Origin of the sequence: Variovorax paradoxus EPS, assembly GCF_000184745.1 — a bacterium.
In the GTDB taxonomy this organism is placed as follows: domain Bacteria; phylum Pseudomonadota; class Gammaproteobacteria; order Burkholderiales; family Burkholderiaceae_C; genus Variovorax; species Variovorax paradoxus_C.
On sequence record NC_014931.1, the window covers coordinates 923,631 to 946,642 of the forward strand.

A 23,012-nucleotide genomic window follows, 5' to 3' on the forward strand; every position below is an offset into this window, starting at 1 on the left:
CCGCGAACCACCCCACGCGAGAACCCACGATTCCCCCGGAGACACAACACATGAAAAGACGCGACATCCTCCTCTCGTCGCTGGCCGCGGCATGGGCCGGCGGCGCCTTCGCGCAGATCGGCAATGCGCCGGTGCGCATCCTCGTGGGCGCGCCCGCGGGCGGCTCGACCGACACGCTCGCACGCTCGCTCGCCGTGAGCATGGGCCCGGCACTCGGCCGCACGGTCATCGTCGAGAACCGGCCTGGCGCGGGCGGCAACATCGCCGCCGATGCGGTGGCCAAGGCCGCGCCCGACGGCAACACGCTCCTGATGAGCTTCACCAGCCACGCGATCAATGCCACGCTCTACCCGACGCTGCCCTTCGATCCGGTGAAGGATTTCACCGCGCTCACCTGCGTGGCGACCTCGCCCTCGATCCTCGTGGCGCACCCGTCGCTGCCCGCCAAGGACGTGCGCGAACTCATCGCGCTCGCCAAGGCCAAGCCGGGGCAGCTGAACTTCGCGATCGGCGCGGTGGGCTCCTCGCTGCACATGGCGGGCGAGGCCTTCAAGATGCAGTCGGGCGTGGACATCGTGAACATTCCCTACAAGGGCACTTCGCCCGCCGTGCAGGACGTGCTCGCCGGCCAGGTGCAGCTGATGTTCGCGGCCGTGGGCAACGTCAAGGCGCACATCCAGGCCGGCAAGCTCAAGGCGCTGGGCGTGACCACGGCCAAGCGGCTGCCGGCTTTCCCCAACGTGCCGGCGATTGCCGAGGCGCTGCCGGGTTACGAATCGAGCGCATGGTTCGGCCTCTTCGGACCCGCGCACATGCCCGCGGACCGTGTGAAACAGATCGGCGATGCCGCGCGCCACGCGCTGCAGCAGGCCGACATGCGCCAGCGCCTGGAGACAGAAGGCGCGATTCCGGTCGGCAATTCGACCGAGCAGTTCTCCGCCTTCGTGCAGAGCGAGATCACGCGATGGGCCAAGGTCGTCAAGTTCTCGGGAGCCAAGCCCGAATGACATCGATGGCTCCAACCCGCGCGCCGGCGCAGACGCTGGCGCAGAAGCTCATCGCACGCGCGAGCGGACGCGAGCGGGTGTCGGTGGGCGAGATCGTGACCTGCGGCGTCGACATGGCGATGTTCCACGACTCCTCGGGGCCGCGGCGCCTGAAGCCCATGCTCGAGGAACTCGGCGCGCAGATCTGGGACCGCTCGCGTGTGGTGCTGGTCATGGACCATTACGTGCCCGAGCGCGACGACGATTCGCGCCGCATCGTGCGCATCGCGCGCGACTGGGCGCGCGACCAGCAATTGCCGCATGTGTACGACAGCCAGGGCATCTGCCACGTGGTGGTGCCGCAGCACGGCCACATCCGCCCCGGGATGCTGTGCGTGGGCGGCGATTCGCACTCGCCCACGGGCGGTGCGTTCGGCGCCTACATGTTCGGCATCGGCAGCACCGAGATGCTGGGCGTGATGGTCACCGGCGAGATCTGGCTGCGCGTTCCCGAGACCATCCGCATGTGGTGGGACGGCGCGCTGCCCGCGGGTGTGACCGCCAAGGACATGATGCTGCACATGATCGGCCGCTTCGGCATGAACGGCGGGCGCTACCAGGCGGTCGAGTTCGCGGGGCCGGCGGTCGCGGCGCTGTCGATGCAGGAGCGCATGACGCTCTCGAACATGAGCGCCGAGCTGGGCGCGCAGGCCGGGCTGATCGCACCCGACGCGACCACCGCCGAGTTCCTGGCGGGCGCTGGTGCGCCGCCCGTCGACATGGCGCCCTGGTTCACCGACGAAGGCGCGGAACTCACGGACCATCGCTTCGATGCCTCGACGCTCGAACCATATGTCGCCGCGCCGCACAGCCCGGCCAACGCGCACGGCGTGAGCCGCTACGTGGGCACGCCGGTCGACGTGGCCTACATCGGCGCCTGCACCGGCGCCAAGCTCGACGACCTGCGCGCGGCCGCGCAGGTGCTGCGCGGCCACAAGGTGGCGAGTGGCATCCGCCTCATCGTGGCACCCGCCAGCATCCGCGACCAGGAAGCGGCGCGCGAAGAGGGCGTGCTGCAGGTGCTGATGGACGCCGGTGCCGAACTCTTCCCGACCGCGTGCGGCGCCTGCTCCGGTTATGGCGATCCGATGGGCGACGACGTCACCGTCATCTCGACCACCGCGCGCAACTTCAAGGGCCGCATGGGCTCGCCGACCGCACAGGTCTACCTGGGTTCGCCCTACACGGTGGCGGCGACTGCATTGCGCGGCTGCGTGACCGATCCGCGCGAGGTGCTCGCATGAACGGGCAGACCTTGCACCGGGTGTGGCGCTTGGGCGCCGACATCGACACCGACGCGCTCGCGCCAGGCCACGCGATGAAGCATGGCATCGACATCATCGCCAGGCACTGCCTCGAAGCCATCCACCCCGAGTTCGCGAGCGAAGTTCAACCGGGCGACGTGATCGTGGCCGGCCCGAACTTCGGCATCGGCTCCTCGCGCGAACAGGCCGCGGCCGTGCTCGTGCAACTCGGCGTGGCGGCGGTGATCGCGCCTTCGTACAGCGGCCTGTACTTCCGCAACGCCTTCAATCTCGGCCTCCTGCTTCTGACCTGCGCCGAGGCCGGGACGCTGAACGAGGGCGACCGCATCGCCCTCGACACCACGGTGCCCGCCGTCGTCTCGCCTCGCGGTGCGCGGCTGGCCTGCGAGCCCGTGCCCGGATTCCTCATGGACATGGTCCGCGCCGGCGGATTGATGAACCAGTTACGCCAGCGTGGCGGCTCCCCGGCCTCCCAGAAAGCAAGCAATGTCTGACCCCTCTTCTTTCGCAGCGACCGCGACAGCGATCGACCCCGTCACGCTCGCCGTGCTGCGCGGCCGCCTCGAACAGGTGGCCGACGAGATGGACGCGACGCTCTACCGCAGTGCGTTCAACCCGATCATTGCCGAGGCGCACGACGCCTGCCACGGCCTGTACGACGCGGTGAGCGGCGACACGCTGGTGCAGGGCAAATCGGGCCTGCCGGTGTTCGTCGGCGCCATGGCCTTCGCGGTGCGCGCCACCGCCAAGGCGGCCGAGCCGCGCGGCGGCATGAAGGACGGCGACATCTGGATCAGCAACGATGCCTACGACGGCGGCACGCACGCCAACGACTTCAAGCTGGTCAAGCCCTTCTTTCGCAACGGCAAGCTCTATTGCTACATGGCCTCGGCCGCGCACTGGCACGACGTGGGCGGCGCGGTGCCCGGAAACTACAACCCGGCCGCCACCGAGTGCTGGCAGGAGGCGGTGCAGATTCCGCCGGTGCGCATCGTGCGCGATGGCGTGCTCGATGCGGACGTGCTCGCCATCCTGCAGGCCAACACGCGCCTGCCCGACAGCCTCTGGGGCGACCTGAACGGCCAGCTCGCGGCGCTGGAGCTCGGCGAGAAGCGCCTGAACGGCCTGCTCGACGAATATGGCGACGACCTGGTGCTGAACGCGCTGGGCGAACTGCGCGGCCGCGCGCTGCGCCTCATGCGCTCGCACATCGCGTCGCTGCCCGACGGACGCTACAGCTTCGAGGACGTGCTGGACAACGACGGCATCACGAACGAGCCGCTGACCATCGCGCTCGACATGACGGTGGCGGGCGACCGGTTGCTGCTCGATTTTTCGCGCACCTCGCCGCAATGCGCGGGGCCTGTGAACATCTCTCGCGCCACTGCGGTGGCGGCCTGCTACGTCGCGCTCAAGCACCTGTTCCCCGATGTGCCGGCCAATGCCGGCGTGCTCGACGCCGTGGACTTCAACATTCCCGACAAGCTGGTGATCAGCTGCGAGCGCCCGCGCCCGGTCGGTGGCTACACCGAGACGATCCTGCGCATGATCGACGTGATCTTCAGCGCGGCCGCGCAGGCCGACCCGACGCGCGCGGTGGCGCAGGCCTACGGCACGATCAACGCGCTGTCGATCGCGGGCCACCGCAGCGACAAGGGCCGCGAAGGCCAGCGCTGGGTGATGTTCAGCTTCTTCGGCGGCGGCCATGGCGGTCACTCGGGCGGCGACGGGCTCTCGCACGGCAACGCGCCGATCTCGACCGCGACGATTCCGCCGCTCGAGATCCTCGAAGCCGCGTACCCGGTGCGCTTCACCGAATGGTCGTTGCGCGCCGATTCGGGCGGCGACGGCCGGCACCGCGGCGGCCTCGGCGCCGTGTATGAAATCGAACTGCTGGAGAAGGACGCCGAGGTGTTCGTCTTCGGCGAGCGCGGCACCTCGCCGCCCAAGGGCATTGCCGGTGGGGGCGAAGGCGCGGTCAACAGGTTCAGCTACGAGAACGAAGGCACGTGGCACACGCCACCCATGGTGTCGAAGATGCGCGGCATCCAGTTGACGTGCGGCGAACGCGTGCGGCTCGAAACGCCCGGCGGCGGCGGCTGGGGCAACGCGGCAGAGCGGCCCGCACCGCAGCGCGAAGCCGACACCGCAATGGGCTATGTGACGACCGACAGCAGCAAGAAGAAAGCGTCCGAATGACTTCCTCCGGTAAATCCCTTGTCGTCGGCGTCGATGTCGGCGGCACCTTCACCGACCTCTTCGTGCTCGACGAAGCGAACGGCACGGCGCGCATCGTCAAGGTGCCTTCCACGCGCGGCGAGGAAGCGCGCGGCTTCATGAACGGCGTGGCGCGCGTGGCCGATTCGGCCGCTGACATTTCCACCATCGTGCATGGCACCACGGTCGGCACCAACGCACTGCTCGAACGCAAGGTGGCACGCACCGGCATCATCACCACGCGCGGTTTTCGGGACGTGCTGGAGATGCGCCGCCGCGACCGCCCGGAGACCTGGGGCCTGCGCGGCAGCTTCACGCCCGTGGTGCCGCGCGACCTGCGCCGCGAGGTGGACGAGCGCGTGCTGGCCGACGGCACGCTGCACACCGCGGTCGACCTGGAGCAGGTGCGCGCCGAAGCGCGCTCGCTGCTCGAAGCGGGCTGCGAGGCCGTGTGCGTGTTCTTCATCAATACCTACGCGAACCACGAGAACGAGCGCCTTGCCGTCGCGGCGGTGCGCGAGCTCTGGCCCAACCCGCACGTCACCTCGGCGAGCGAAGTGCTGCCCGAGATCCGCGAGTTCGAGCGCTGCTCGACCGCCACGCTCAACGCCGCGCTGCAGCCGGTGGTGGGCAGCTACCTCGGCCGGCTCGAATCCGACCTGCGCGGCCAGGGCTTCGCGGGCGAACTGCTGGTGGTGCAGAGCAACGGCGGCGTGATGTCGCGCCAGACCGCGAGCGACCTGCCGGTGCGCACGGCGCTCTCGGGCCCGGCGGCCGGCGTGATCGCCTGCGCAGCCATCGCGCGCGCAGCGGGCTTTCCGAACGCGATCACCGGTGACATGGGCGGCACGTCGTTCGACGTGTCGCTGGTGGCGAACGGCGAGGCCGCACTGGCCGCGCAGACCGCCATCGAGTTCGGCATGGTGATCCGCTCGCCGATGATCCAGATCGAGACCATCGGCGCGGGCGGCGGCTCCATCGCATCGGTCGATGCGAGCGGCATGCTGCAGGTCGGCCCGGAGTCGGCCGGCAGCGTGCCGGGGCCGGCGTGCTACGGACGCGGCAACATGCGGCCGACAGTGACCGATGCGAACGTGCTGCTGGGGCGCATCGCGGCGGATCGTCCGCTCGGCGGCGGCTTGCTCGCGGCGCTCGATGCGGAGAAGTCGCGCCAGGCCATCGAGGAACACGTTGCACGCCCACTGGGCCTCGATGTGCATGCTGCGGCCGAGGCGATTCTCACGGTGGCCAATGCGCGCATGGCGGGTGCGATCCGCCTCGTTTCCATCGAACGCGGCCACGATCCGCGCCGCTTCGCCTACATGCCTTTCGGCGGTGGCGGCGCGCTGCATGTGTGCGCAATGATGCGCGAGGTCGGCGTCGCCACGGGCATCGTGCCACGCTACCCCGGCGTCACCTCGGCCCTCGGCTGCGTGATCGCCGACATGCGCCACGACGCGGTGCAGACGCTCAACAAGCCGCTGGCCGAACTCGACGTGGCCGACGTGCAGCGCCGCATCGACGAACTGGCGGCCAGTTGCCAGCAGCGCCTCGACTCCTCGGGCGTGCGCTTCGACGAAGTGCGCGAAGTCATCGCGCTCGACATGCTCTACGCCGGCCAGACGCACACGCTGCCCGTGGTGCTCGCCGATGCGGGCAAGGCGCCGCTCACGGCCGCATCGATCCGCGCTGCTTTCGAAGCCAGCTATACCGCCGCCTTCGGTCGCGTGCTCGAAGGCATTCCGATCCGCGTGATGAACCTGCGCTACGCGCGCATCGGCGTGCGGCCCAAGTTCGACCTGAAGGTGCTTGCGCCCGAAGGAGAGGGCAGCACCGCGCCACTGGGCACGCAGCGCGTGTTTCACCAGGGCCAGTGGCACGAGGCCGTGCGCTATGCGCGGCTCGAACTGCCGGTGGCTGCGCGCATCGAAGGGCCCGCGATCCTGGAACAGGCCGATACAACTGTGTGGCTCGAACCCGGTTTCCATGCCGAAGTCGATGCGCACGGCAATCTGCTGGTGAGGCTGTCATGAGCGAAGCGACGAAGCCCGTTGCGGCGAAGACGGCGCTGGTCATCATCGACCTGCAGAACGACTTTCTCGATGCGAACGGTGCCTATGCGCGCGGCGGCGACACCAACCCGCTGGCGCTGCTGCTGCCGGCGCGCGTGGCCGAGGTGGCGCGCGTGCTCAAGGCGGCGGGCGGTTTCGTGGTCGCGAGCCAGTTCACGCTGTGGCCCGATGCGGCCGGCGAACCGATGGTGTCGCCGCATCTGAAGGCGCTGCGCCCATACCTGAAGAAGGGCGACTTCGCACCCGGCAGTTGGGGCCAGGCGAACGTCGATGCGCTGACCGGGCTTGTCGACGTGACGGTGAGCAAGGTCGCGTATTCAGCCTTCTTCAACACGCAGCTCGATTGGGTGCTGCGCCGCGCGGGCATCGACACGGTCGCGGTCTGCGGCATCGTCACCAACGGTGGCGTCGCGAGCACGGTGCGCGATGCACACATGCGCGACTACCGCACGCTGGTGCTCGCCGACGGCTGCGCGGCCTTTGGCGAAGAGCGCCACCAGACCTCGCTGGCCGACATGCGCAACGTGGCCGAGGTGACGGACTGCGCAGCCTTCACTGCATCGCTCGCATGACTGGCAGCCCCTCGCGCCTCATCCGCCGCACGGCACGGGTCGAGGCCGATGTGCACGTGCCGGTCGCCATCGTCGGCGGCGGCGCCTGCGGGCTCACGGCCGCGCTGATGCTGGCGGATGCGGGCGTGGAGTGCGTAGTGCTGGAGCGCGATGCGCTGCCAAGCGGCTCGACCGCGCTGTCCTCCGGCTTCATTCCCGCGCCAGGCACCCGCACGCAGCGCGCGCACGGCGTGCAAGACGACAGCGCCGAGTGCTTCGCCGCCGATATCCAGGCCAAGGCGCACGGGCGCGCGGCGCCTGCGCTGGTCGAGGCCTACGCGGGCTCCATCGGCCCGGCGCTCGACGCGCTGCAGGAGCGGCATGGGCTGCAGTGGATGCTGCTCGACGGCTTTCTCTATCCGGGGCACAGCGTGCATCGCATGCACGCGCTGCCGCAGAAGACCGGGGCGTCGCTGATGGCCGCGCTGCAATCGGCCGTCGAGGCCGCGGGCATTCCGGTGCTGACGCAGGCGCTGGTCGACACGCTGGTGCTCGATGCCGAGGACCGCGTGATCGGCATCGACTACACCCGGCCCGACGGCAGCCGCGAGACCCTGGCCTGCGACGCGCTGCTGCTCGCGTGCAACGGCTTCGGCGGCAACGCGCAGATGGTGCGCACGCTGCTGCCCGAGATGGCCGAGGCCACCTTCGGCGGCCACACCGGCAACGACGGCAGCGCGATCCTCTGGGGCGAGTCGCTGGGTGCGCGGCTGCGCGACCTCAGCGGCTACCAGGGCCACGGCTCGTGGGTCACGCCGCAAGGAGCGCTGATGTCGTGGGCCGTGATGATGGAAGGCGGGGTGCAGATCAACCGCGAAGGCCGGCGCTTTCATGACGAGACCGAGGGTTACTCTGAAGCCGCGGTGCATGTGCTCGCGCAGCCGGGCGGCATTGCATGGAATGTGTTCGATGCGCCGCTGCTCGCGTTGGCGCGGGGCTTTCCCGATTTCTGCGATGCCGAAGCGGCGGGCGCCTTGCGGCGCTGCGAATCGGTGGCCGCGCTGGCCGACTGCATCGGCTGTGAGCAAGCGGTTCTGCAGGCCACGCTCGATGCGATGCGCGGCGGCGCGCCGCTTCCCGATGGCCGCGTCTTCGCACGCGCAATCGACGCCCCGTACTTCGCCGTGAAAGTCACCGGCGCGCTCTTCCACACCCAAGGCGGCCTCGACACCGCGCCCGACATGCGCGTGCTGCGCGACGACGGCACGCCCTTCGCCAACCTGCTCGCCGCCGGCGGCGCGGCGGGAGGCGTGTCAGGCGACGCGGTGTGGGGCTATCTCTCCGGCAACGGCCTGCTGAGCGCCGTGGCCGGCGGCTACATCGCGGCACGCACCGCTGCCGCATTGATCCATTCGACGAAAGCGTCCCCATGACGAAACCTTCCTTCAAGACCCGGCTCGCACGCAACGACATCGTGCTTGCGCCGGGCGTGTACGACGCGCTCAGCGCCCTGGTGGCCGAGCAGGCCGGCTTCGAGGCGCTGTACCTCTCGGGCGCCTCGATCGCCTACACGCGGCTGGGCCGCTCCGACATCGGACTCACCACCTTCACCGAGGTGGCCGACACGCTCGCGCGCATTACGGAGCGGGTGAGCCTGCCGGTGATCGTCGATGCCGACACCGGCTTCGGCAACGCGCTCAACACCCAGCGCACCGTGCGCGGTTTCGAGCGCGCGGGCGCGGCGATGGTGCAGATCGAGGACCAGACCTTTCCCAAGCGCTGCGGCCACCTCGACGGCAAGGCCGTGGTGCCCGAGCGCGAGATGGTCGGCAAGCTCAGGGCCGCGCTGGACGCACGTGCATCGAGCGACACGCTGATCCTCGCGCGCACCGATGCCGTGGCGGTCGAAGGGCTCGACGCGGCGCTCGACCGCGCCGAGGCGTACCTCGCCTGCGGCGTGGACGCGCTCTTCATCGAGGCGCTGCGCTCGCCCGAGCAGATGGACGCGGCTTGCCGGCGCTTCGGCGACCGCGTGCCGCTGCTGGCGAACATGGTCGAAGGCGGCAAGACGCCGATCCAGGATGCGGATGCGCTGCAGAAGCACGGCTTTCGCATCGCGATCTTTCCGGGCGGCACGGCGCGCGCGGTGGTGCACACGCTGCAGGGCTACTACGCGAGCTTGCACAAGCACCGCACCACGCAGCCGTGGCGCGGGCAGATGCTGGACTTCGAAGCGCTCAACGAAGTGATCGGCACGCCCGAGCTGATGCGCGAAGGCCGCAAGTACGAGTAGGCATCTGCCTCATCAGCGCAACGCGCGGATCAGTTCGTCGTACACCAGCCGCACCCGCGCCGGAACCGGCGCGCGCTGCGAACGGTAGACATGGATAGGCCAGGGCTCGGGCGCCTCGGCCTCGAGCACCGCCACCAGCTCGCCCGATTGCAGCAGCGGCTCGGCCAGCGGGCCCACGAGCTGGCCGAAGCCCAGGCCCGCGCGCACCGCGGCGCACTCGGCATCGACGTCGTCGGTGACGAAGGCCGGCGCGGCGACCGGCATCTGCCGCCCCTTGCTGAAGAACCACGACCACGGGCGGCCCGAGCTGCGGTCCATCAGCGCGGTGAGCGGAAAGCCGGGCAGCGCATCGAGGCTTTTCGGAATGCCCGTGCGCTCGATCAGCGCCGGCGTTGCCACCACATAGAGACGCATCTTGCCGACGGTGCGCGCGACGAAGCGGGCATCGCGGATCGGACCCGCGCGCACACCGATGTCGATCTGCTCGTCGACCACGTCGGCATGGGTCTCCGACAGCCTCAGGTCGAGCACCAGGCCGGGATGTTCGGCCAGCATCGGCGCCAGCACCTGCGGAATCAGCCGGCGGCCGAACACGTTGGGCGCGGTCACGCGCACCGTGCCGGCGTGCTGCGACAGCGCGCGCCGGTCGGTGCGGTGGAACAGCGCGTCGACACCGCCCACCGCGGCGCGCGCGCGCTGCGCGAGCTGCCGGCCGAAGTCGGTGAGCTGCACGCCGCGCGTGCTGCGGTGAAAGAGCGGCTCGCCCAGTTCTTCTTCGAGCTCGCGCACCGCGCGCGTCACGACCTGCGGCGAGACCGATAGGCGCACGGCCGCCTCGCGGAAGTTGGCGGCATCGGCGGCGGTGAAGAACACGCGCAGGGCTTCGAGACGGTTGGACATGGTGTGTTGCCTTGTTCCTGGATGTGGAATTCTGAAGTCGCCAGAGTTTCATTTACTGGAACGCGTGAATTTTCCACACTGCATGCACTTCTTCAACACACCCGAAAGGAATTTCCCATGACATCCGTTCAAGACAACATCAAGGGCAAGGTCGCCATCGTCACCGGCGCCAGCAGCGGCATCGGCGAATCCATGGCCCGCCACCTCGCCGCACGCGGCGCCAAGGTGGTGCTCGCGGCACGCCGCACGGACCGGCTCGACAAGGTGGTCGCCGAGATTCGCGAGGCTGGCGGCGAAGCCGTTGCCATCGCCACTGACGTGTCCAAGCGCGCCGATCTGGAAAAGCTTGCCGCCGCCACAGTCGAAACCTTCGGCCGCATCGACGTGCTGGTCAACAACGCGGGCGTGATGCCGCTGTCGCCGCTCGAGAAGCTCAAGGTCGACGAGTGGGACCGCACCATCGACGTCAACATCAAGGGCGTGCTCTACGGCATCGCCGCGGTGCTGCCGCGCATGCAGGCGCAGGGCAGCGGGCACATCCTGAACGTCGCGTCGATCGCGGGCATCAAGGTGTTCACGCCGATCGGTACGGTCTACAGCGCGACCAAGCATGCGGTGCGCGCCATCTCCGAGGGCTTGCGCGTCGAAGTGGGCAACTCGGGCGTGCGCGTCACGATCGTCTCGCCCGGCGCGGTCGATTCGGAACTGAAGCTCGGCAGCACCGATGCGGATGCCGCCGCGGGCCTGAAGGCGTTCTACGACGCCAACCAGATTCCGGCCGATGCGGTCGCCCGTGCGGTGGTCTACGCGGTGGAGCAGCCGGCGAACGTGGACATCAACGAGGTGGTCGTGCGGCCGGTGTCACAGGACTTCTGATCTGCCGCGAGACCCCGGCGCGGATGCGACTCAGAACTGCATCTGCGCCGAGAACGCGACGCTGCGCGGTGCGCCCGTGTAGTAGCTGTTGAGCCAGTAGCTCTTGTTGGCGACGTTGGCCACGTTCAGCCGCAACGTCAGCGGCTTGCCCGCTGCCTTGGTGGCGTAGCGGATGCCGATGTCGGCGGTCGTCACTGCCGGCAGGCGGTCGGTGTTGGCCGCGTCGGCCCATTGCCTGACGGTGTAGTAGATGCCGCCGGTCAGGGTCAGGCCGGGTACGGGAAGCTCGTACTCGGAGTAGATCTTGGCGATGACCTTCGCCACGTTCTGCGGCGATTTGCCATTGAAATCGGAGCCCTTGATCTTGGCGTCGAGGGACGTGACCCCGGCCACCACGCTCCATTTGCTGGTGATCTTGCCCGATGCGCTGAACTCGATGCCCTTGTGGTTCTGGCGGCCGTTCTGCGTGTAGACGTTGCCGCTGTCGGTGAATTCGTAGGCCTTCTCGATGTCGAACAGCGCGGTGGTCAGCAACAGGTCGCCGACAGTGGCCTTGAGGCCGATCTCCTTCTGCTTGCTGACCATCGGCGCCAGGATGGTGCGAGCGTTGGATGCGGTGTCCGGTGCAATGCCGCCTTGCTCCAAGCCTTCGATGTAGCTGGCATAGGTGCTCAGCCACGGCACGGGCTTTAACACCAGCGAGACCGAGGGCGAGTTGCGGCTCTTGTCGTAGTCAGCCTGCGTACGTTCTCCACTGGAGTTGAGGGTTTGGGTACGGATGGTGCTGCGGTTGAGGCCCAGAAGCACCGACCATTGGTCGTTGAACTGGATGTTGTCGCCGATGACATAGTTGGTGTTGGTCACGCGGCCCGCGTAGTAGCCGCGGTCGGTGTTCGGGGGGAATTCCGCCTCGGGCACGTAGGTGGGCGCATTGAAAGGATAGGGGCCCACATAGCCGGTGCTGGGGGCGTAGTCCGTGCTCCACGACTTGTCGGAATACATGTAGTAGCCGAGGGTCAGCTTGTGCGCGAGAGGCCCGGTATTGAAGCTAATGTCGGCCATCGCCGAGGCGGCGGTGAAGGCGTCCTTGGTGCGGCCCGAGCGCTGGCGCAGCTGGTTGAAACCTTCAAGGGAGGAGACGTTGTTGAGCGTGTGGTCCTGCACCGGGCGGTCGATGTTGTCGCGCATGTAGGCACCGCGCAGCGTGACGTTGTCGTTTAGCCGGTAGGTCGCCTTGCTCAGCAGCTTGGTGTTCTCGAATTCGTCGTTGATCCACGGCTGGCTCCAGTTCCTCTTGGCGTCGGGCGCGCGGCCGTGCGGCACGCCGTTGAAGAACCAGTAGGCCGAGGTGCCGGAGGTGCGGTACTTGTTGTAGACCCCGTTGAATTCCAGCAGCAGCTTGTCGGTCACTTGCCAGTCGACGGCGGCGCTGACCAGCGTGCGATTGATCTTCTGGTCATCGATGGCGGTCCCGCCTTCCTGCTTGACCACGTTCAGCCGGTAGCCAACGCGGCCGGCTTCATCGAAGAGGCCGCCGAAGTCGCCGTGGACATAGGTCTGGCTGCCGCCGTAGTTGCCGACTGTGACGCTGTTGAGTCGCTCGATGGTCGGGCGCTTGTAAACACTGTTGATCATGCCCCCGGGCGGGGCTGCACCGAAGAGGAAGCCTGAAAGGCCGTTCAGAATTTCGACACGCTCCTTGTCCTCGACGACCGCCGCGTGGTTGTAGTTGCGGCGCAGGCCGTCTTCCGCCGTGTTGTAGCCGTCAAAGCCGCGGATGTTGACCGCAGGCGCCCAGCTCGTGATTTGCGGGGTGGTGGTCCGGGTCGATGGATTGAGCTTGTAGATGTCGTCGGGCGACTGCGCCTGGATGTTCTGAATCAATTCGCGCGGTACCACGCTGATAGAGAACGGCGTGTCCTGCAGGCTCATGCTGCCGAGCGCACCGACCGAAGAAATGGTCTTGGCACGGTAGCCGTCGGCGGCGGTTCCTTCCTTTTGCAACGCGGCCGTCGAGTCGGATTCGAGCGCAGCGGTCACGAGCACCGCAGGCAAGGTACTGCTGTCCGATATCGCCGACGTGATCCGGATGACCACGGCGCTGCCGTCCACGCTCGCGCTGAGGCCGCTGTTGACCAGCAGACGGTCCAGTGCCTGGCGCGCCGTCAGGTTGCCGGCGACCGCCGGCGCGGATCTTCCAGCAACCAAATCGGGGTGGACCATCAACTGCAGCCGGGCCTGCCGTGCGAGCTCGTTCAGGGCAGGGCCCAGCGGTTGTGCGGGCACCGCGATGCTGAAGGTGCCGCCCGTCTGCGCGGCGGGTGCCGGTTGGGCATGGACGCTCGGCGCGCTCCAGGCAGCGATGGCAAGGGCCACCGCGAGGACGGGGGCGGTGGGTCGAGAGCGCGGGTGCGACATGAAAGCAATCTCCAGGGCGGCAGTTGATAAACAAAAGGAACTACCCATGAAGACGCACCAGGTTCAGGACAGTTGAGGTCCTGCCAGGTTCTTTTTTCGAATTTTTCAGGACTTGCCGGGACGGTCGGCGGCGGAGATTTCGGTCTCTGCTCCTCGGGGGTGCAGCTGGACCGGCAGCACTTGGGGCAGGGCCTTGGTGAATGCGCCGAGTTGCCGCAGGTCGAAGCTGCCGTTGATGCGCATGGCCGCCACCATCGGGTCGCGGAGCGTCAGGCGCGTCGGGCCGTAGCGCTCGAACTCGGCCAGGGCCTGCGACAGCGGCGTGTTCTCGAAATTCACGCGACCCTCGCGCCAGAGCGTGGCGTTGGTGGGCGAGGTGTCGACGGGCTTGCGCAATGCGCCGCTCGGGTCGGCGGCAACGGCTTCGCCTGCGCCGAGCAGCACGGGCGCGGCCGGGTTCGCCGAACGCGTGTCGGTGGGTGCCACGCGAACGCGGCCTTCTTCCACCGTCACCCGCACGCCGTCGGCACCCAGTCCCGTGCCGGTGTTGCGCACCGAGAAGCGCGTGCCCACCACGGTGATGCGCAAGGGGCCGGCCAGCACGTCGAAGGGATGGCCGGCATCGTGTTGCACTGTGAACATCGCCTGGCCTTCGGGCAGGCGGACTTCGCGCCGCTGCCTGTAGAGCGTTACCTCTGCACGGGTGGCGGTGTCGAGTTGCAAGCGGCTGCCGTCGGGCAGTTGCACATCGAGTTGCTGGCCACGCGCGGTGGCGAAAGTCTTGCTGTAGGTGGGCTGGTGCTGCCAGTAGTCCCAACCCATCCAGCCGCCGGCCACGACAAGGGCGACGCAGGCGGCCGCGGCCAGCGGCACCCATCGGCCGAAGTCGAACGGGCGGGCTCGGCGCGGTGGTTCAGCCCTGGACCCTGCCTGGGCGCGGATCGAGGCGTGTGCCTGCCTGCCGAGTTTCGCCGTGCGATCCGCCGGCAGTGCGTCCAACCGGTCCCACACGCCAGCGAGCCGTTCAAACGCTGCCTGGTGTGAAGGCCGAGCTGTGAGCCATGCCTGGAACTGCGCCTCTTGCGCAGCGTCGAGGCCCTCCTGCCGGCGCACCAGCCAATCGGCGGCCGCGACATCGGCCGCATCCTGCGCCTCGAAGAATTCCGCGTGTTCGCGCAGTTCCGTGCCGCCTGCCTGGGATGGCGGCGCTGCAGGGAGGCCGGAGCGGGGAGAAGAGGGCGCTGTCATGCGGGAGTTCTTGAGATGTAGACGCACGGCCGATCGAAAAGTGGAGGTCGAAGCCCGCCTGCCGTCATGCACCGCCGATTATTTGTTCTTCGTTGTCTCCGCGCTTTTGGCGTCGAGCGCGTCTTCGCAGGCCTTGCACGCCAGCACGCCGCGAATGACGTGCTGCGCCACCATGTTCCTGGAGATGCCCATGCGCTCGGCGATCTCCTGGTGCGACAACCCCTCGAAACGGTTCAACACGAAAGCTTCGCGGCAGCGGGGCGGCAGCGCTTCGATGGTCGCGACCATGGCGCGCGCGTGTTGCTCGTAGGCATAGACCTCCTCGGGCTGCGTGTGCCGCGCGGCGGTGGCTGCACCGTCGAACTCGGGCAGGGCGTCGATGTCTTCGTGGTCCCGGTGCTGGCTGCGGCGGTGCTGGTCGACCACGAGGTTGCGCGCCGTGCGATAGAGCAAGGCGCGCACGTTCGAGATGGTCTCGCCGGATTGCCGAAGCGCGAGCACGCGGGCGTAGCTTTCCTGCGCCAGGTCGGCCGCGGCATCGCGGTCGTTCACCGTTCGGGAAAGAAAGTTCAGCAGTTCGCGGTAGTAGCGCTCGAGCACGATCAACCAAAGCCATGGGAGTGACGTGTTCCGTCGACTGTCTGGCGTGGAGATGTGGCGGCGGCTGACCTTGCGCGCATCGTAGATGGGAACCTTTCTTATTATCCGCGATGCGAGCACAGTGACCGTGCGCCGGGAGCCCGCTCGGGGAAGCGCGCCACTGCGTTCAATTGATAACCTTCCATATTCGAAGGTTTCTTAGAGCCAAAAGTGCAAAGCTCCCGCAAAATAGAACGACCGTTCGTTTTATTCGGAGCTTTCACGATGTCTGTCAATGCCGTTCCTGCCAAGCCGGCCCGCGCCGCCCAGAAAGGCCAGCAGACCAAGGCCGTGATTGTCGATGCCGCACTGGCACTGGCGGCGCAGATCGGGCTCGAAGGCCTGTCGATCGGCGCGGTGGCCGAAATCACCAAGATGAGCAAGTCGGGCGTCTTCGCCCACTTCGGTTCGCGCGAGGAACTGCAGATATCGGTGGTGCGCGAGTATCACGCACGTTTCGAGCAGGAAGTGTTCTTTCCTGCGCTCTCGGCGCCGCGCGGCCTTCCGCGCCTTCGCGCCATGTTCGCCAACTGGATGAAGCGCACCTCGACCGAGATCGACTCGGGCTGCATCTATATCAGTGGCGCTTCCGAATTCGACGACCGTCCCGGCCCGGTGCGCGATGCGCTGGTCGAGTCGGTCAGCATCTGGCAGGCTGCGGTGCTGCGCGCCATCGTTCAGTCGCAGACCGAAGGGCACCTGCGCGCCGATGCCGACGACCGCCAGGTCGCGTTCGAGATCCACGGCCTCATCCTCGCGCTGCACTACGAAGCCCGCTTCCTGCAGGTGCCCGGCTCCATCGGCCGCGCCACTGTCGGCTTCAACAACATCCTTGCGCGCAGCGCCACGCCCGAAGCGCCGGCAGACCCGGCCGCTGCCGCACCGGCACCCGCCGGCCGGCGCCTCAAGCCCGTGCGCTGAGCGCGCGGCACCGTTTTCGTTTTTTTGCTTTTCCCCTTTTTCTTTTCATCTATCTAGCTTCGACCAGGAGAGTCCCGGATGCCTACCTACAACCCACCCGTGCGCGACATGCAGTTCGTGCTGCACGAAGTGCTCAACGTCGCCGAAGAACTCAAGGCACTCCCGGCTCATGCCGAAACAGACGCCGACACCATCAATGCGGTGATCGAAGAGGCAGGCAAGTTCGCCGCCGAAGTGCCCTTTCCGCTGAACATCAGCGGCGACGAAGAAGGCTGCGTGCTCGACAAGACCACGCACGAGGTCAAGACGCCCAAGGGCTTCAAGGACGCCTACGCCAAGTACGTCGAAGGCGGATGGCCGGCGCTCTCGTGCGACCCGGCCTTCGGAGGCCAGGGCCTGCCGTTCGTGGTGAACCAGTGCCTGTTCGAAATGCTCAACAGCGCCAACCAGGCCTGGACCATGTACCCCGGCCTCTCGCACGGCGCGTACGAAGCGCTCAAGGCGCATGGCACCGAAGAACAGAAGAAGACCTACCTGCCCAAGCTCACGAGCGGCGAATGGACCGGCACCATGTGCCTGACCGAACCCCATTGCGGCACCGACCTGGGCCTCCTGCGCACCAAGGCCGAGCCGCAACCCGACGGCACCTACCGCATCACCGGCAGCAAGATCTTCATCTCGGCCGGCGAGCACGACATGACGGACAACATCATTCACCTGGTGCTGGCCCGCCTGCCGGACGCGCCCAAGGGCAGCAAGGGCATCAGCCTGTTCGTGGTGCCGAAGTTCAAGGTGAAGGCCGACGGCTCGCTCGGCGAGCGCAACCCGATCTTCTGCGCGGGTCTGGAGCACAAGATGGGCATCCACGGCAACGCCACCGCACAGATCGTGATCGAAGGCGCCACCGGCACGCTGGTGGGCGAGCCCAACAAGGGCCTGGCCGCGATGTTCGTGATGATGAACGCTGCGCGCCTGGGCGTGGGCAACCAGTCGCTGGGCCTGACCGAAGTGGCTTATCAAAACGCGTTGGCCTACGCCAAGGACCGCATCCAGATGCGCTCGCTCTCGGGCGTGAAGGCCAAGGACAAGGAAGCCGATCCGATCATCGTGCACCCCGACGTGCGCAAGATGCTGCTCACGGCCAAGGCGTATGCCGAAGGCGGCCGCGCGCTGCAGATCTTCTGCACGCTGCTGCTCGACAAGGAGCACAACCATCCTGATGAAAAGGTGCGCAAGGACTCGGGCGAACTGGTCGCGCTGCTCACGCCCATCGTCAAGGCCTTCATCACCGACAACGGCCACATCGCGACGAACTCGTGCATGCAGGTGTTCGGCGGGCACGGCTTCATCAAGGAATGGGGCATGGAGCAGTTCGTGCGCGACAACCGCATCAACATGATCTACGAGGGCACCAACACGATCCAGTCGCTGGACCTCTTGGGCCGCAAGGTGCTGGGCAACAACGGCGCATCGCTCAAGAAGTTCGGCAAGCTCGTTGCGAGGCTGGTGGAAGAAGAGGGCGTGAACGAGAAGATGGCCGAGTTCATCAACCCGATCGCGATGCTGGGCGACCAGCTCACCAAGTTCACGACCGAGATCGGTTTCAAGGGCTTCCAGAACCCCGACGAAGTCGGCGCCGCCGCGGTGGATTACCTGCGCGTGGCCGGCCACTTCGTGTTCGGCTACCTGTTCGCCCGCATGGCGCAGGTCGCGCTGCACGAAATCGCAGCGGGCAACACCGATCCGTTCTATGTCGCCAAGCTGCAGACCGCGCGCTTCTACTTCGCCAAGCTGTTCCCCGAGACCGCGACGCTGATGCGCACCGCGCGCGCCGGCAGCAAGGTGTTGATGGACACCGACGCAGCGCTGGCCTGAAGCCACTGTCTTTCCTCATCGTCCAAACCGGGAGCCGCTCATGAAATCGATCGTTGCAGCCATCGTCCTCGCCGCCACCGCCGTCACGGCCATGGCCCAGAGCACCCCCGTGGGGCTCTGGCGCAACGCCGACGACAAGACCGGCGAGGTCAAGGCCGAGATCCGCATCGCCGAGACCAACGGCGCGCTCAGCGGCCGCATCGAGAAGTCGCTGAAGAAGGACACCAAGCCCGATGCGACCTGCGACGAGTGCAGCGACGACCGCAAGGGCAAGCCCATCACGGGCCTGGAGATCATCCGCGGCGGCAAGAAGGCCGAGGGCAAGGACGTTTGGGAAGGCGGCAAGATCCTCGACCCCGAGAACGGCAAGGAATACCGCGCGAGTTTCACGCCGATCGACGGCGGCAAGAAGCTCGAAGTGCGCGGCTACCTCGGCCCCTTCTGGCGCACCCAAACCTGGACGCGCGCGCAATAACCCCAACCCGTTCGCCCTGTGCTTGTTGAAGGGCAGTTCAGAGCGTGCAAGGCTTCGACAAGCTCAGCCCGAACGGTTGTTAGACAACGAGTAACTCAATGACAAATCCCCGATTTCAAGTGAAGAAGGTCGCCGTGCTCGGCGCCGGCGTGATGGGCGCGCAGATTGCGGCCCACCTCGTCAACGTGCGCGTGCCTGTCGTGCTGTTCGACCTGGCCGCGAAAGAAGGCCCGAAGAACAGCATCGTCACGCGCGCCATCGACAACCTCAAGAAGCTCAAGCCCGCGCCGCTCGGCGATGTGGCCGATGCGGGGTTGATCGAGCAGGCGAACTATGACGACGACCTCGCCAAGCTCGGCGAGTGCGATCTCATCATCGAAGCCATTGCCGAGCGCATGGACTGGAAACTCGATCTCTACAAGAAGATCGCGCCGCACGTGGCCAAGCATTCGATCCTGGCCTCTAACACCTCGGGCCTGTCGATCACCAAGCTGAGCGAGGCATTGCCTGAAGCGTTGAAGCCGCGCTTCTGCGGCATTCACTTCTTCAACCCGCCGCGCTACATGTTCCTGGTGGAGCTGATCAATACGCCCACCACGCAACCCCAGGTGCTCGACGACCTCGAGGCCTTCGTCACCAGCACGCTCGGCAAGGGCGTGGTGCGTGCGCACGACACGCCCAACTTCATCGCCAACCGCGTCGGCATCGCCGGCATGCTGGCCACGCTGAAGGAAGTCGAGAAGTTCGGTTTGACGCCGGACGTGGTGGACGACCTCACCGGCAAGAAACTGGGCCGCGCGAGCTCGGGCACCTTCCGCACCGCCGACGTGGTGGGCCTGGACACGATGGCCCACGTCGTGAAGACGCTGCAGGACAACCTGAACGCCGAGAGCGATCCGTTCTACGCCAACTTCGCGACGCCACCGGTGCTCGCGAAGCTGCTGGAACTGGGCAACCTGGGCCAGAAGACCAAGGCCGGTTTCTTCAAGAAGGTCGGCCGCGACATCCTGCGATTCGACCTCCAGAGCGGCGAATACGTGCCCGCCGGCGCGAAGGCCGACGAGGTGTACGGCCGCATGCTCAAGAAGCCTGCGGGCGAGCGCCTGAAGCTCCTGCGCGAGAGCGAAGGGCCGCAGGGCCAGTTCCTCTGGGCGATCCTGCGCGACGGTTTCCACTACGCCGCGGTGCACCTGGCCGACATCGCCGAGAGCGCGCGCGACATCGACTTCGCGATGCGCTGGGGCTTCGGCATGAAGCAGGGCCCGTTCGAACTCTGGCAGGAAGCCGGCTGGGCGCAAGTCGCCAAGTGGATTCAGGAAGACATCGATGCCGGCAAGGCGCTGAGCACCGCGCCGCTGCCCAAGTGGGTGTTCGAAGGCGCCGTGGCCAAGGCCGGCGGCGTGCACACGCCTGAAGGCTCGTGGAGCGCATCGCAGGGCCAGTTCGTGCCGCAGCGCAAGCTGCCGGTGCACGACCGCCAGTTGTTCCCCGAGAGCGTGCTTGGCGCGAATGCCGCGGATGCGAACACCGCGGGCACGACCATCAGCGACGAAGGCGACGTGCGCGTGTGGACGCTGGACGGCGAAGTGCTCATCGCGAGCATCCATTCGAAGATGCACGCCATCAGCCCCGATGTGGCCGAAGCGCTGGGCGCCGCGGTCGAGCTGGCAGAGGCTGAATACAAGGGCCTGGTGATCTGGTCGCCCGACGAGATGTTCTCGGTCGGCGCCGACCTGCAAGCGATGCTGCCGGCGTTCGTGGTCGCAGGCATCGGTGCAGTCGAAGGCGCCGAAGAAGAGCTGCAGAACGTGATGCTCAAGATCCGCTATGCGAGCGTCCCGGTTGTCTCGGCCGTGCGCGGCATGGCGCTGGGCGGCGGTTGCGAACTGGCCGTGTACTCGGCCAAGCGCGTGGCCGCGATGGAAAGCTACATCGGCCTGGTCGAAGTGGGCGTGGGCCTGATTCCCGGCGCGGGCGGCCTGACCTACATCGCACGCCGTGCGGCAGAGAACGCATCGGCCTCGACGGGCACCGATCTGCTGCCATTCCTCACCGAAGGCTTCACCGCCGCTGCTATGGCGAAGGTCGGCACGGGCGCGCTCGATTCGAAGAAGCTCGGCTATCTGCTCGACAGCGACGTGATCGTGCCGAACAAGGACGAACTGCTCTACGTCGCACTGCAGCAGGCCAAGGCGATGTCCGACGCCGGCTACCGCGCACCGCTGCGCCGCACCTTCCGCGTGGCGGGCCGCAGCGGCGCCGCGACGATCAAGGGCCAGTTGGTGAACATGCGCGACGGCGGCTTCATCAGCGCGCACGACTTCCACATCGCCAGCCTGATCGCCAACGTGGTCACGGGCGGCGACGTGGACGCGGGTTCGCTCGTGACCGAGGAATACCTGATGACGCTGGAGCGCAAGGCGTTCTGCTCGCTCATCGTGCACCCCAAGACGCAGGAGCGGATCATGGGGATGTTGAGCACGGGGAAGCCGGTGCGTAACTGACGCGGGTATTCCTCTTCCTCCTTCCCCTTCCGGGGGAAGGCCGGGATGGGGGCTTTCCAACCAAGCACGATGCGAAACCAGTCCACCCCCAACGCCCGCGCGAACGCACAAGTGCTTCGCCGCGAGATGACCGACTCGGAGCGAAAGCTCTGGAGCGGACTGCGTGCGGAGCAGTTGGGCGTGAAGTTCCGTCGCCAGCACCCGCTGGGCAACTACATCGCAGATTTCGCATGCTTGGCACCGAGACTGATCGTCGAACTCGATGGCTCGCAGCATCAGGCGCAGCAAGGCTGCGACACACGACGTGACGAATTCTTCCGCGCACAGGGCTTCGATGTGTTGCGTTTCGCATCGAACGATCCGTTCACCAATCTTGATGGGGTTCGTCAGGCCATTGCCAATCGGCTTGTCGAATTGACGCCGTCGGCCCCCATCCCAGCCTTCCCCCGGAGGGGGAAGGAGCAAGAAAATCCAGGAGCTTCTTCATGAGCAGCAAACAAATCCAAGACGCCTACATCGTCTCCGCCACCCGCACCCCCATCGGCAAATCGCACCGCGGCTACTTACGCAACTACCGTCCCGACGACCTTCTCGCGACCACGCTGAAGGCGGCGCTCGCCGCCGTGCCGGGCCTCGACCCGAAGGCCATCGAAGACATCATCTGCGGCTGCGCCATTCCCGAATCGCAGCAGGGCCTGAACGTCGCGCGCATCGGCGCGGTGCTCGCGGGCCTGCCGACGAGCATCGGCGGCATCACCGTCAACCGCTTCTGCGCCTCGGGTCTCTCGGCGGTGCAGATGGCTGCGGACCGCATCCGCGTCGGCGAGGCGGACGTGATGATCGCGGCTGGCGTCGAAAGCATGAGCATGGTGCCGATGATGGGCAATTCGCCGTCGCTGTCGCCTTCCATCTTCGAGCGCGAAGGCGACGTGGGCATCGCCTACGGCATGGGCCTCACGGCCGAGAAGGTCGCGCAGCAGTGGAAGGTGAGCCGCGAGGCGCAGGACGCGTTCGCGCTCGCCTCGCACCAGAAGGCACTGGCCGCGCAGAAGGCCGGCAAGTTCGCGGACGAGATCACGCCCATCGAAGTGACCGACCGCGCGCCGAACCTGGAGACCGGCGAGTCGATTGCCAAGACCCGCACCGTGAACCTCGACGAAGGCGCACGCCCCGACACCAGCATCGAAGGCCTCGCCAAGCTGCGCACAGTGTTCGCCGCGCGCGGCACCGTGACGGCCGGCAACAGCTCGCAGACCTCCGACGGCGCGGGCGCTCTGATCCTCGCGAGCGAGAAGGCGGTGAAGCAATACGGCCTCACGCCGCTCGCACGCTTCGTGAGCTTCGCAAGCAAGGGCGTGCCGCCGCACATCATGGGCATCGGCCCGATCGAGGCCATTCCCGCCGCGCTGCGCTATGCGGGCCTGAAGCACGAGGACATCGACTGGTTCGAACTCAACGAAGCCTTTGCCGCGCAATCGCTCGCGGTGATCAACACGCTGGGGCTCGATCCGTCGAAGGTGAATCCAATGGGCGGCGCGATTGCACTGGGCCATCCGCTCGGCGCGACCGGCGCGATTCGCGCGGCGACCGTGGTGCACGCGCTGCGCCGCGAGAACCTGAAGTACGGCATGGTCACGATGTGCGTGGGCATGGGCCAAGGCGCTGCAGGCATCTTCGAACGCGTCTAGCGGCTGCTGCGCGGGCGATCTGCG

At 67.2% G+C, this 23,012-nt stretch carries 19 protein-coding genes; 15 read left to right on the plus strand and 4 right to left on the minus strand.

The features are described 5' to 3' along the window. Positions 1 to 50 precede the first annotated feature (50 nt). Genes VARPA_RS04095 through VARPA_RS04130 form a run of 8 tightly spaced genes read left to right on the plus strand, consistent with a single transcriptional unit; the run spans position 51 to position 9,444 of the window. Positions 51 to 1,007: a tripartite tricarboxylate transporter substrate binding protein gene (locus VARPA_RS04095; protein WP_013539284.1), complete on the plus strand. Its 957-nt coding sequence runs from the start codon at positions 51 to 53 to the stop codon at positions 1,005 to 1,007. Beyond that, positions 1,004 to 2,290: a 3-isopropylmalate dehydratase large subunit gene (locus VARPA_RS04100; RefSeq protein ID WP_013539285.1), complete on the plus strand. Its 1,287-nt coding sequence runs from the start codon at positions 1,004 to 1,006 to the stop codon at positions 2,288 to 2,290. Before VARPA_RS04095 ends, VARPA_RS04100 begins: the two co-directional genes overlap by 4 nt. Next, on the plus strand, positions 2,287 to 2,805 hold the full coding sequence (locus VARPA_RS04105; RefSeq protein ID WP_013539286.1) for a 3-isopropylmalate dehydratase small subunit: 519 nt from the start codon (positions 2,287 to 2,289) through the stop codon (positions 2,803 to 2,805). Before VARPA_RS04100 ends, VARPA_RS04105 begins: the two co-directional genes overlap by 4 nt. Beyond that, on the plus strand, positions 2,798 to 4,510 hold the full coding sequence (locus VARPA_RS04110) for a hydantoinase B/oxoprolinase family protein (protein ID WP_013539287.1): 1,713 nt from the start codon (positions 2,798 to 2,800) through the stop codon (positions 4,508 to 4,510). Before VARPA_RS04105 ends, VARPA_RS04110 begins: the two co-directional genes overlap by 8 nt. Further along, positions 4,507 to 6,561: a hydantoinase/oxoprolinase family protein gene (locus VARPA_RS04115; protein ID WP_013539288.1), complete on the plus strand. Its 2,055-nt coding sequence runs from the start codon at positions 4,507 to 4,509 to the stop codon at positions 6,559 to 6,561. Before VARPA_RS04110 ends, VARPA_RS04115 begins: the two co-directional genes overlap by 4 nt. After that, positions 6,558 to 7,172, plus strand: a complete 615-nt coding sequence (locus VARPA_RS04120) for a cysteine hydrolase family protein (protein ID WP_013539289.1) — start codon at positions 6,558 to 6,560, stop codon at positions 7,170 to 7,172. The genes VARPA_RS04115 and VARPA_RS04120 overlap by 4 nt, the downstream gene beginning before the upstream one ends. Then, complete coding sequence (locus tag VARPA_RS04125) at positions 7,169 to 8,584, plus strand: FAD-dependent oxidoreductase (protein WP_013539290.1); 1,416 nt, start codon at positions 7,169 to 7,171, stop codon at positions 8,582 to 8,584. Before VARPA_RS04120 ends, VARPA_RS04125 begins: the two co-directional genes overlap by 4 nt. Continuing rightward, the gene (locus VARPA_RS04130) at positions 8,581 to 9,444 is read left to right on the plus strand and encodes an isocitrate lyase/PEP mutase family protein (protein WP_013539291.1); all 864 of its coding nucleotides are present in this window, start codon (positions 8,581 to 8,583) and stop codon (positions 9,442 to 9,444) included. The genes VARPA_RS04125 and VARPA_RS04130 overlap by 4 nt, the downstream gene beginning before the upstream one ends. Positions 9,445 to 9,456: 12 nt before the next feature. Here the strand turns inward: VARPA_RS04130 and VARPA_RS04135 are convergent, their stop codons facing one another. Then, positions 9,457 to 10,344: a LysR family transcriptional regulator gene (locus VARPA_RS04135; RefSeq protein WP_013539292.1), complete on the minus strand. Its 888-nt coding sequence runs from the start codon at positions 10,342 to 10,344 to the stop codon at positions 9,457 to 9,459. Positions 10,345 to 10,461: 117 nt separating this feature from the next. Between VARPA_RS04135 and VARPA_RS04140 the strand changes: the two genes are divergently transcribed. After that, positions 10,462 to 11,220, plus strand: coding sequence for an SDR family oxidoreductase (locus tag VARPA_RS04140; protein ID WP_013539293.1), 759 nt, complete (start codon positions 10,462 to 10,464; stop codon positions 11,218 to 11,220). Positions 11,221 to 11,250: 30 nt separating this feature from the next. Here the strand turns inward: VARPA_RS04140 and VARPA_RS04145 are convergent, their stop codons facing one another. The 3 genes from VARPA_RS04145 to VARPA_RS04155 all read right to left on the minus strand — a co-directional run bounded on the left by VARPA_RS04145 (position 11,251) and on the right by VARPA_RS04155 (position 15,486). Beyond that, positions 11,251 to 13,638: a TonB-dependent receptor gene (locus VARPA_RS04145; protein WP_013539294.1), complete on the minus strand. Its 2,388-nt coding sequence runs from the start codon at positions 13,636 to 13,638 to the stop codon at positions 11,251 to 11,253. Positions 13,639 to 13,743: 105 nt separating this feature from the next. Continuing rightward, positions 13,744 to 14,886, minus strand: coding sequence for a FecR family protein (locus VARPA_RS04150; RefSeq protein ID WP_013539295.1), 1,143 nt, complete (start codon positions 14,884 to 14,886; stop codon positions 13,744 to 13,746). Between the two features lie 78 nt (positions 14,887 to 14,964). Next, the gene (locus VARPA_RS04155) at positions 14,965 to 15,486 is read right to left on the minus strand and encodes a sigma-70 family RNA polymerase sigma factor (RefSeq protein WP_013539296.1); all 522 of its coding nucleotides are present in this window, start codon (positions 15,484 to 15,486) and stop codon (positions 14,965 to 14,967) included. A gap of 264 nt (positions 15,487 to 15,750) precedes the next feature. On the opposite strand from VARPA_RS04155, the gene VARPA_RS04160 reads away from it, so the two are divergent. The 6 genes from VARPA_RS04160 to VARPA_RS04185 all read left to right on the plus strand — a co-directional run bounded on the left by VARPA_RS04160 (position 15,751) and on the right by VARPA_RS04185 (position 22,988). Continuing rightward, a complete protein-coding gene (locus tag VARPA_RS04160) occupies positions 15,751 to 16,446 on the plus strand; it encodes a TetR/AcrR family transcriptional regulator (RefSeq protein WP_013539297.1) in 696 nt (231 codons plus the stop codon). Positions 16,447 to 16,524: 78 nt separating this feature from the next. Continuing rightward, positions 16,525 to 18,321: an acyl-CoA dehydrogenase C-terminal domain-containing protein gene (locus VARPA_RS04165; RefSeq protein ID WP_013539298.1), complete on the plus strand. Its 1,797-nt coding sequence runs from the start codon at positions 16,525 to 16,527 to the stop codon at positions 18,319 to 18,321. A gap of 40 nt (positions 18,322 to 18,361) precedes the next feature. Next, positions 18,362 to 18,796, plus strand: a complete 435-nt coding sequence (locus VARPA_RS04170; protein ID WP_013539299.1) for a DUF2147 domain-containing protein — start codon at positions 18,362 to 18,364, stop codon at positions 18,794 to 18,796. Positions 18,797 to 18,894: 98 nt separating this feature from the next. Continuing rightward, complete coding sequence (locus VARPA_RS04175; RefSeq protein WP_013539300.1) at positions 18,895 to 21,300, plus strand: 3-hydroxyacyl-CoA dehydrogenase/enoyl-CoA hydratase family protein; 2,406 nt, start codon at positions 18,895 to 18,897, stop codon at positions 21,298 to 21,300. A gap of 69 nt (positions 21,301 to 21,369) precedes the next feature. Beyond that, complete coding sequence (locus VARPA_RS04180) at positions 21,370 to 21,789, plus strand: endonuclease domain-containing protein (protein WP_041943282.1); 420 nt, start codon at positions 21,370 to 21,372, stop codon at positions 21,787 to 21,789. After that, positions 21,786 to 22,988, plus strand: a complete 1,203-nt coding sequence (locus VARPA_RS04185) for an acetyl-CoA C-acyltransferase (RefSeq protein WP_013539302.1) — start codon at positions 21,786 to 21,788, stop codon at positions 22,986 to 22,988. The genes VARPA_RS04180 and VARPA_RS04185 overlap by 4 nt, the downstream gene beginning before the upstream one ends. Positions 22,989 to 23,012 lie beyond the last annotated feature (24 nt).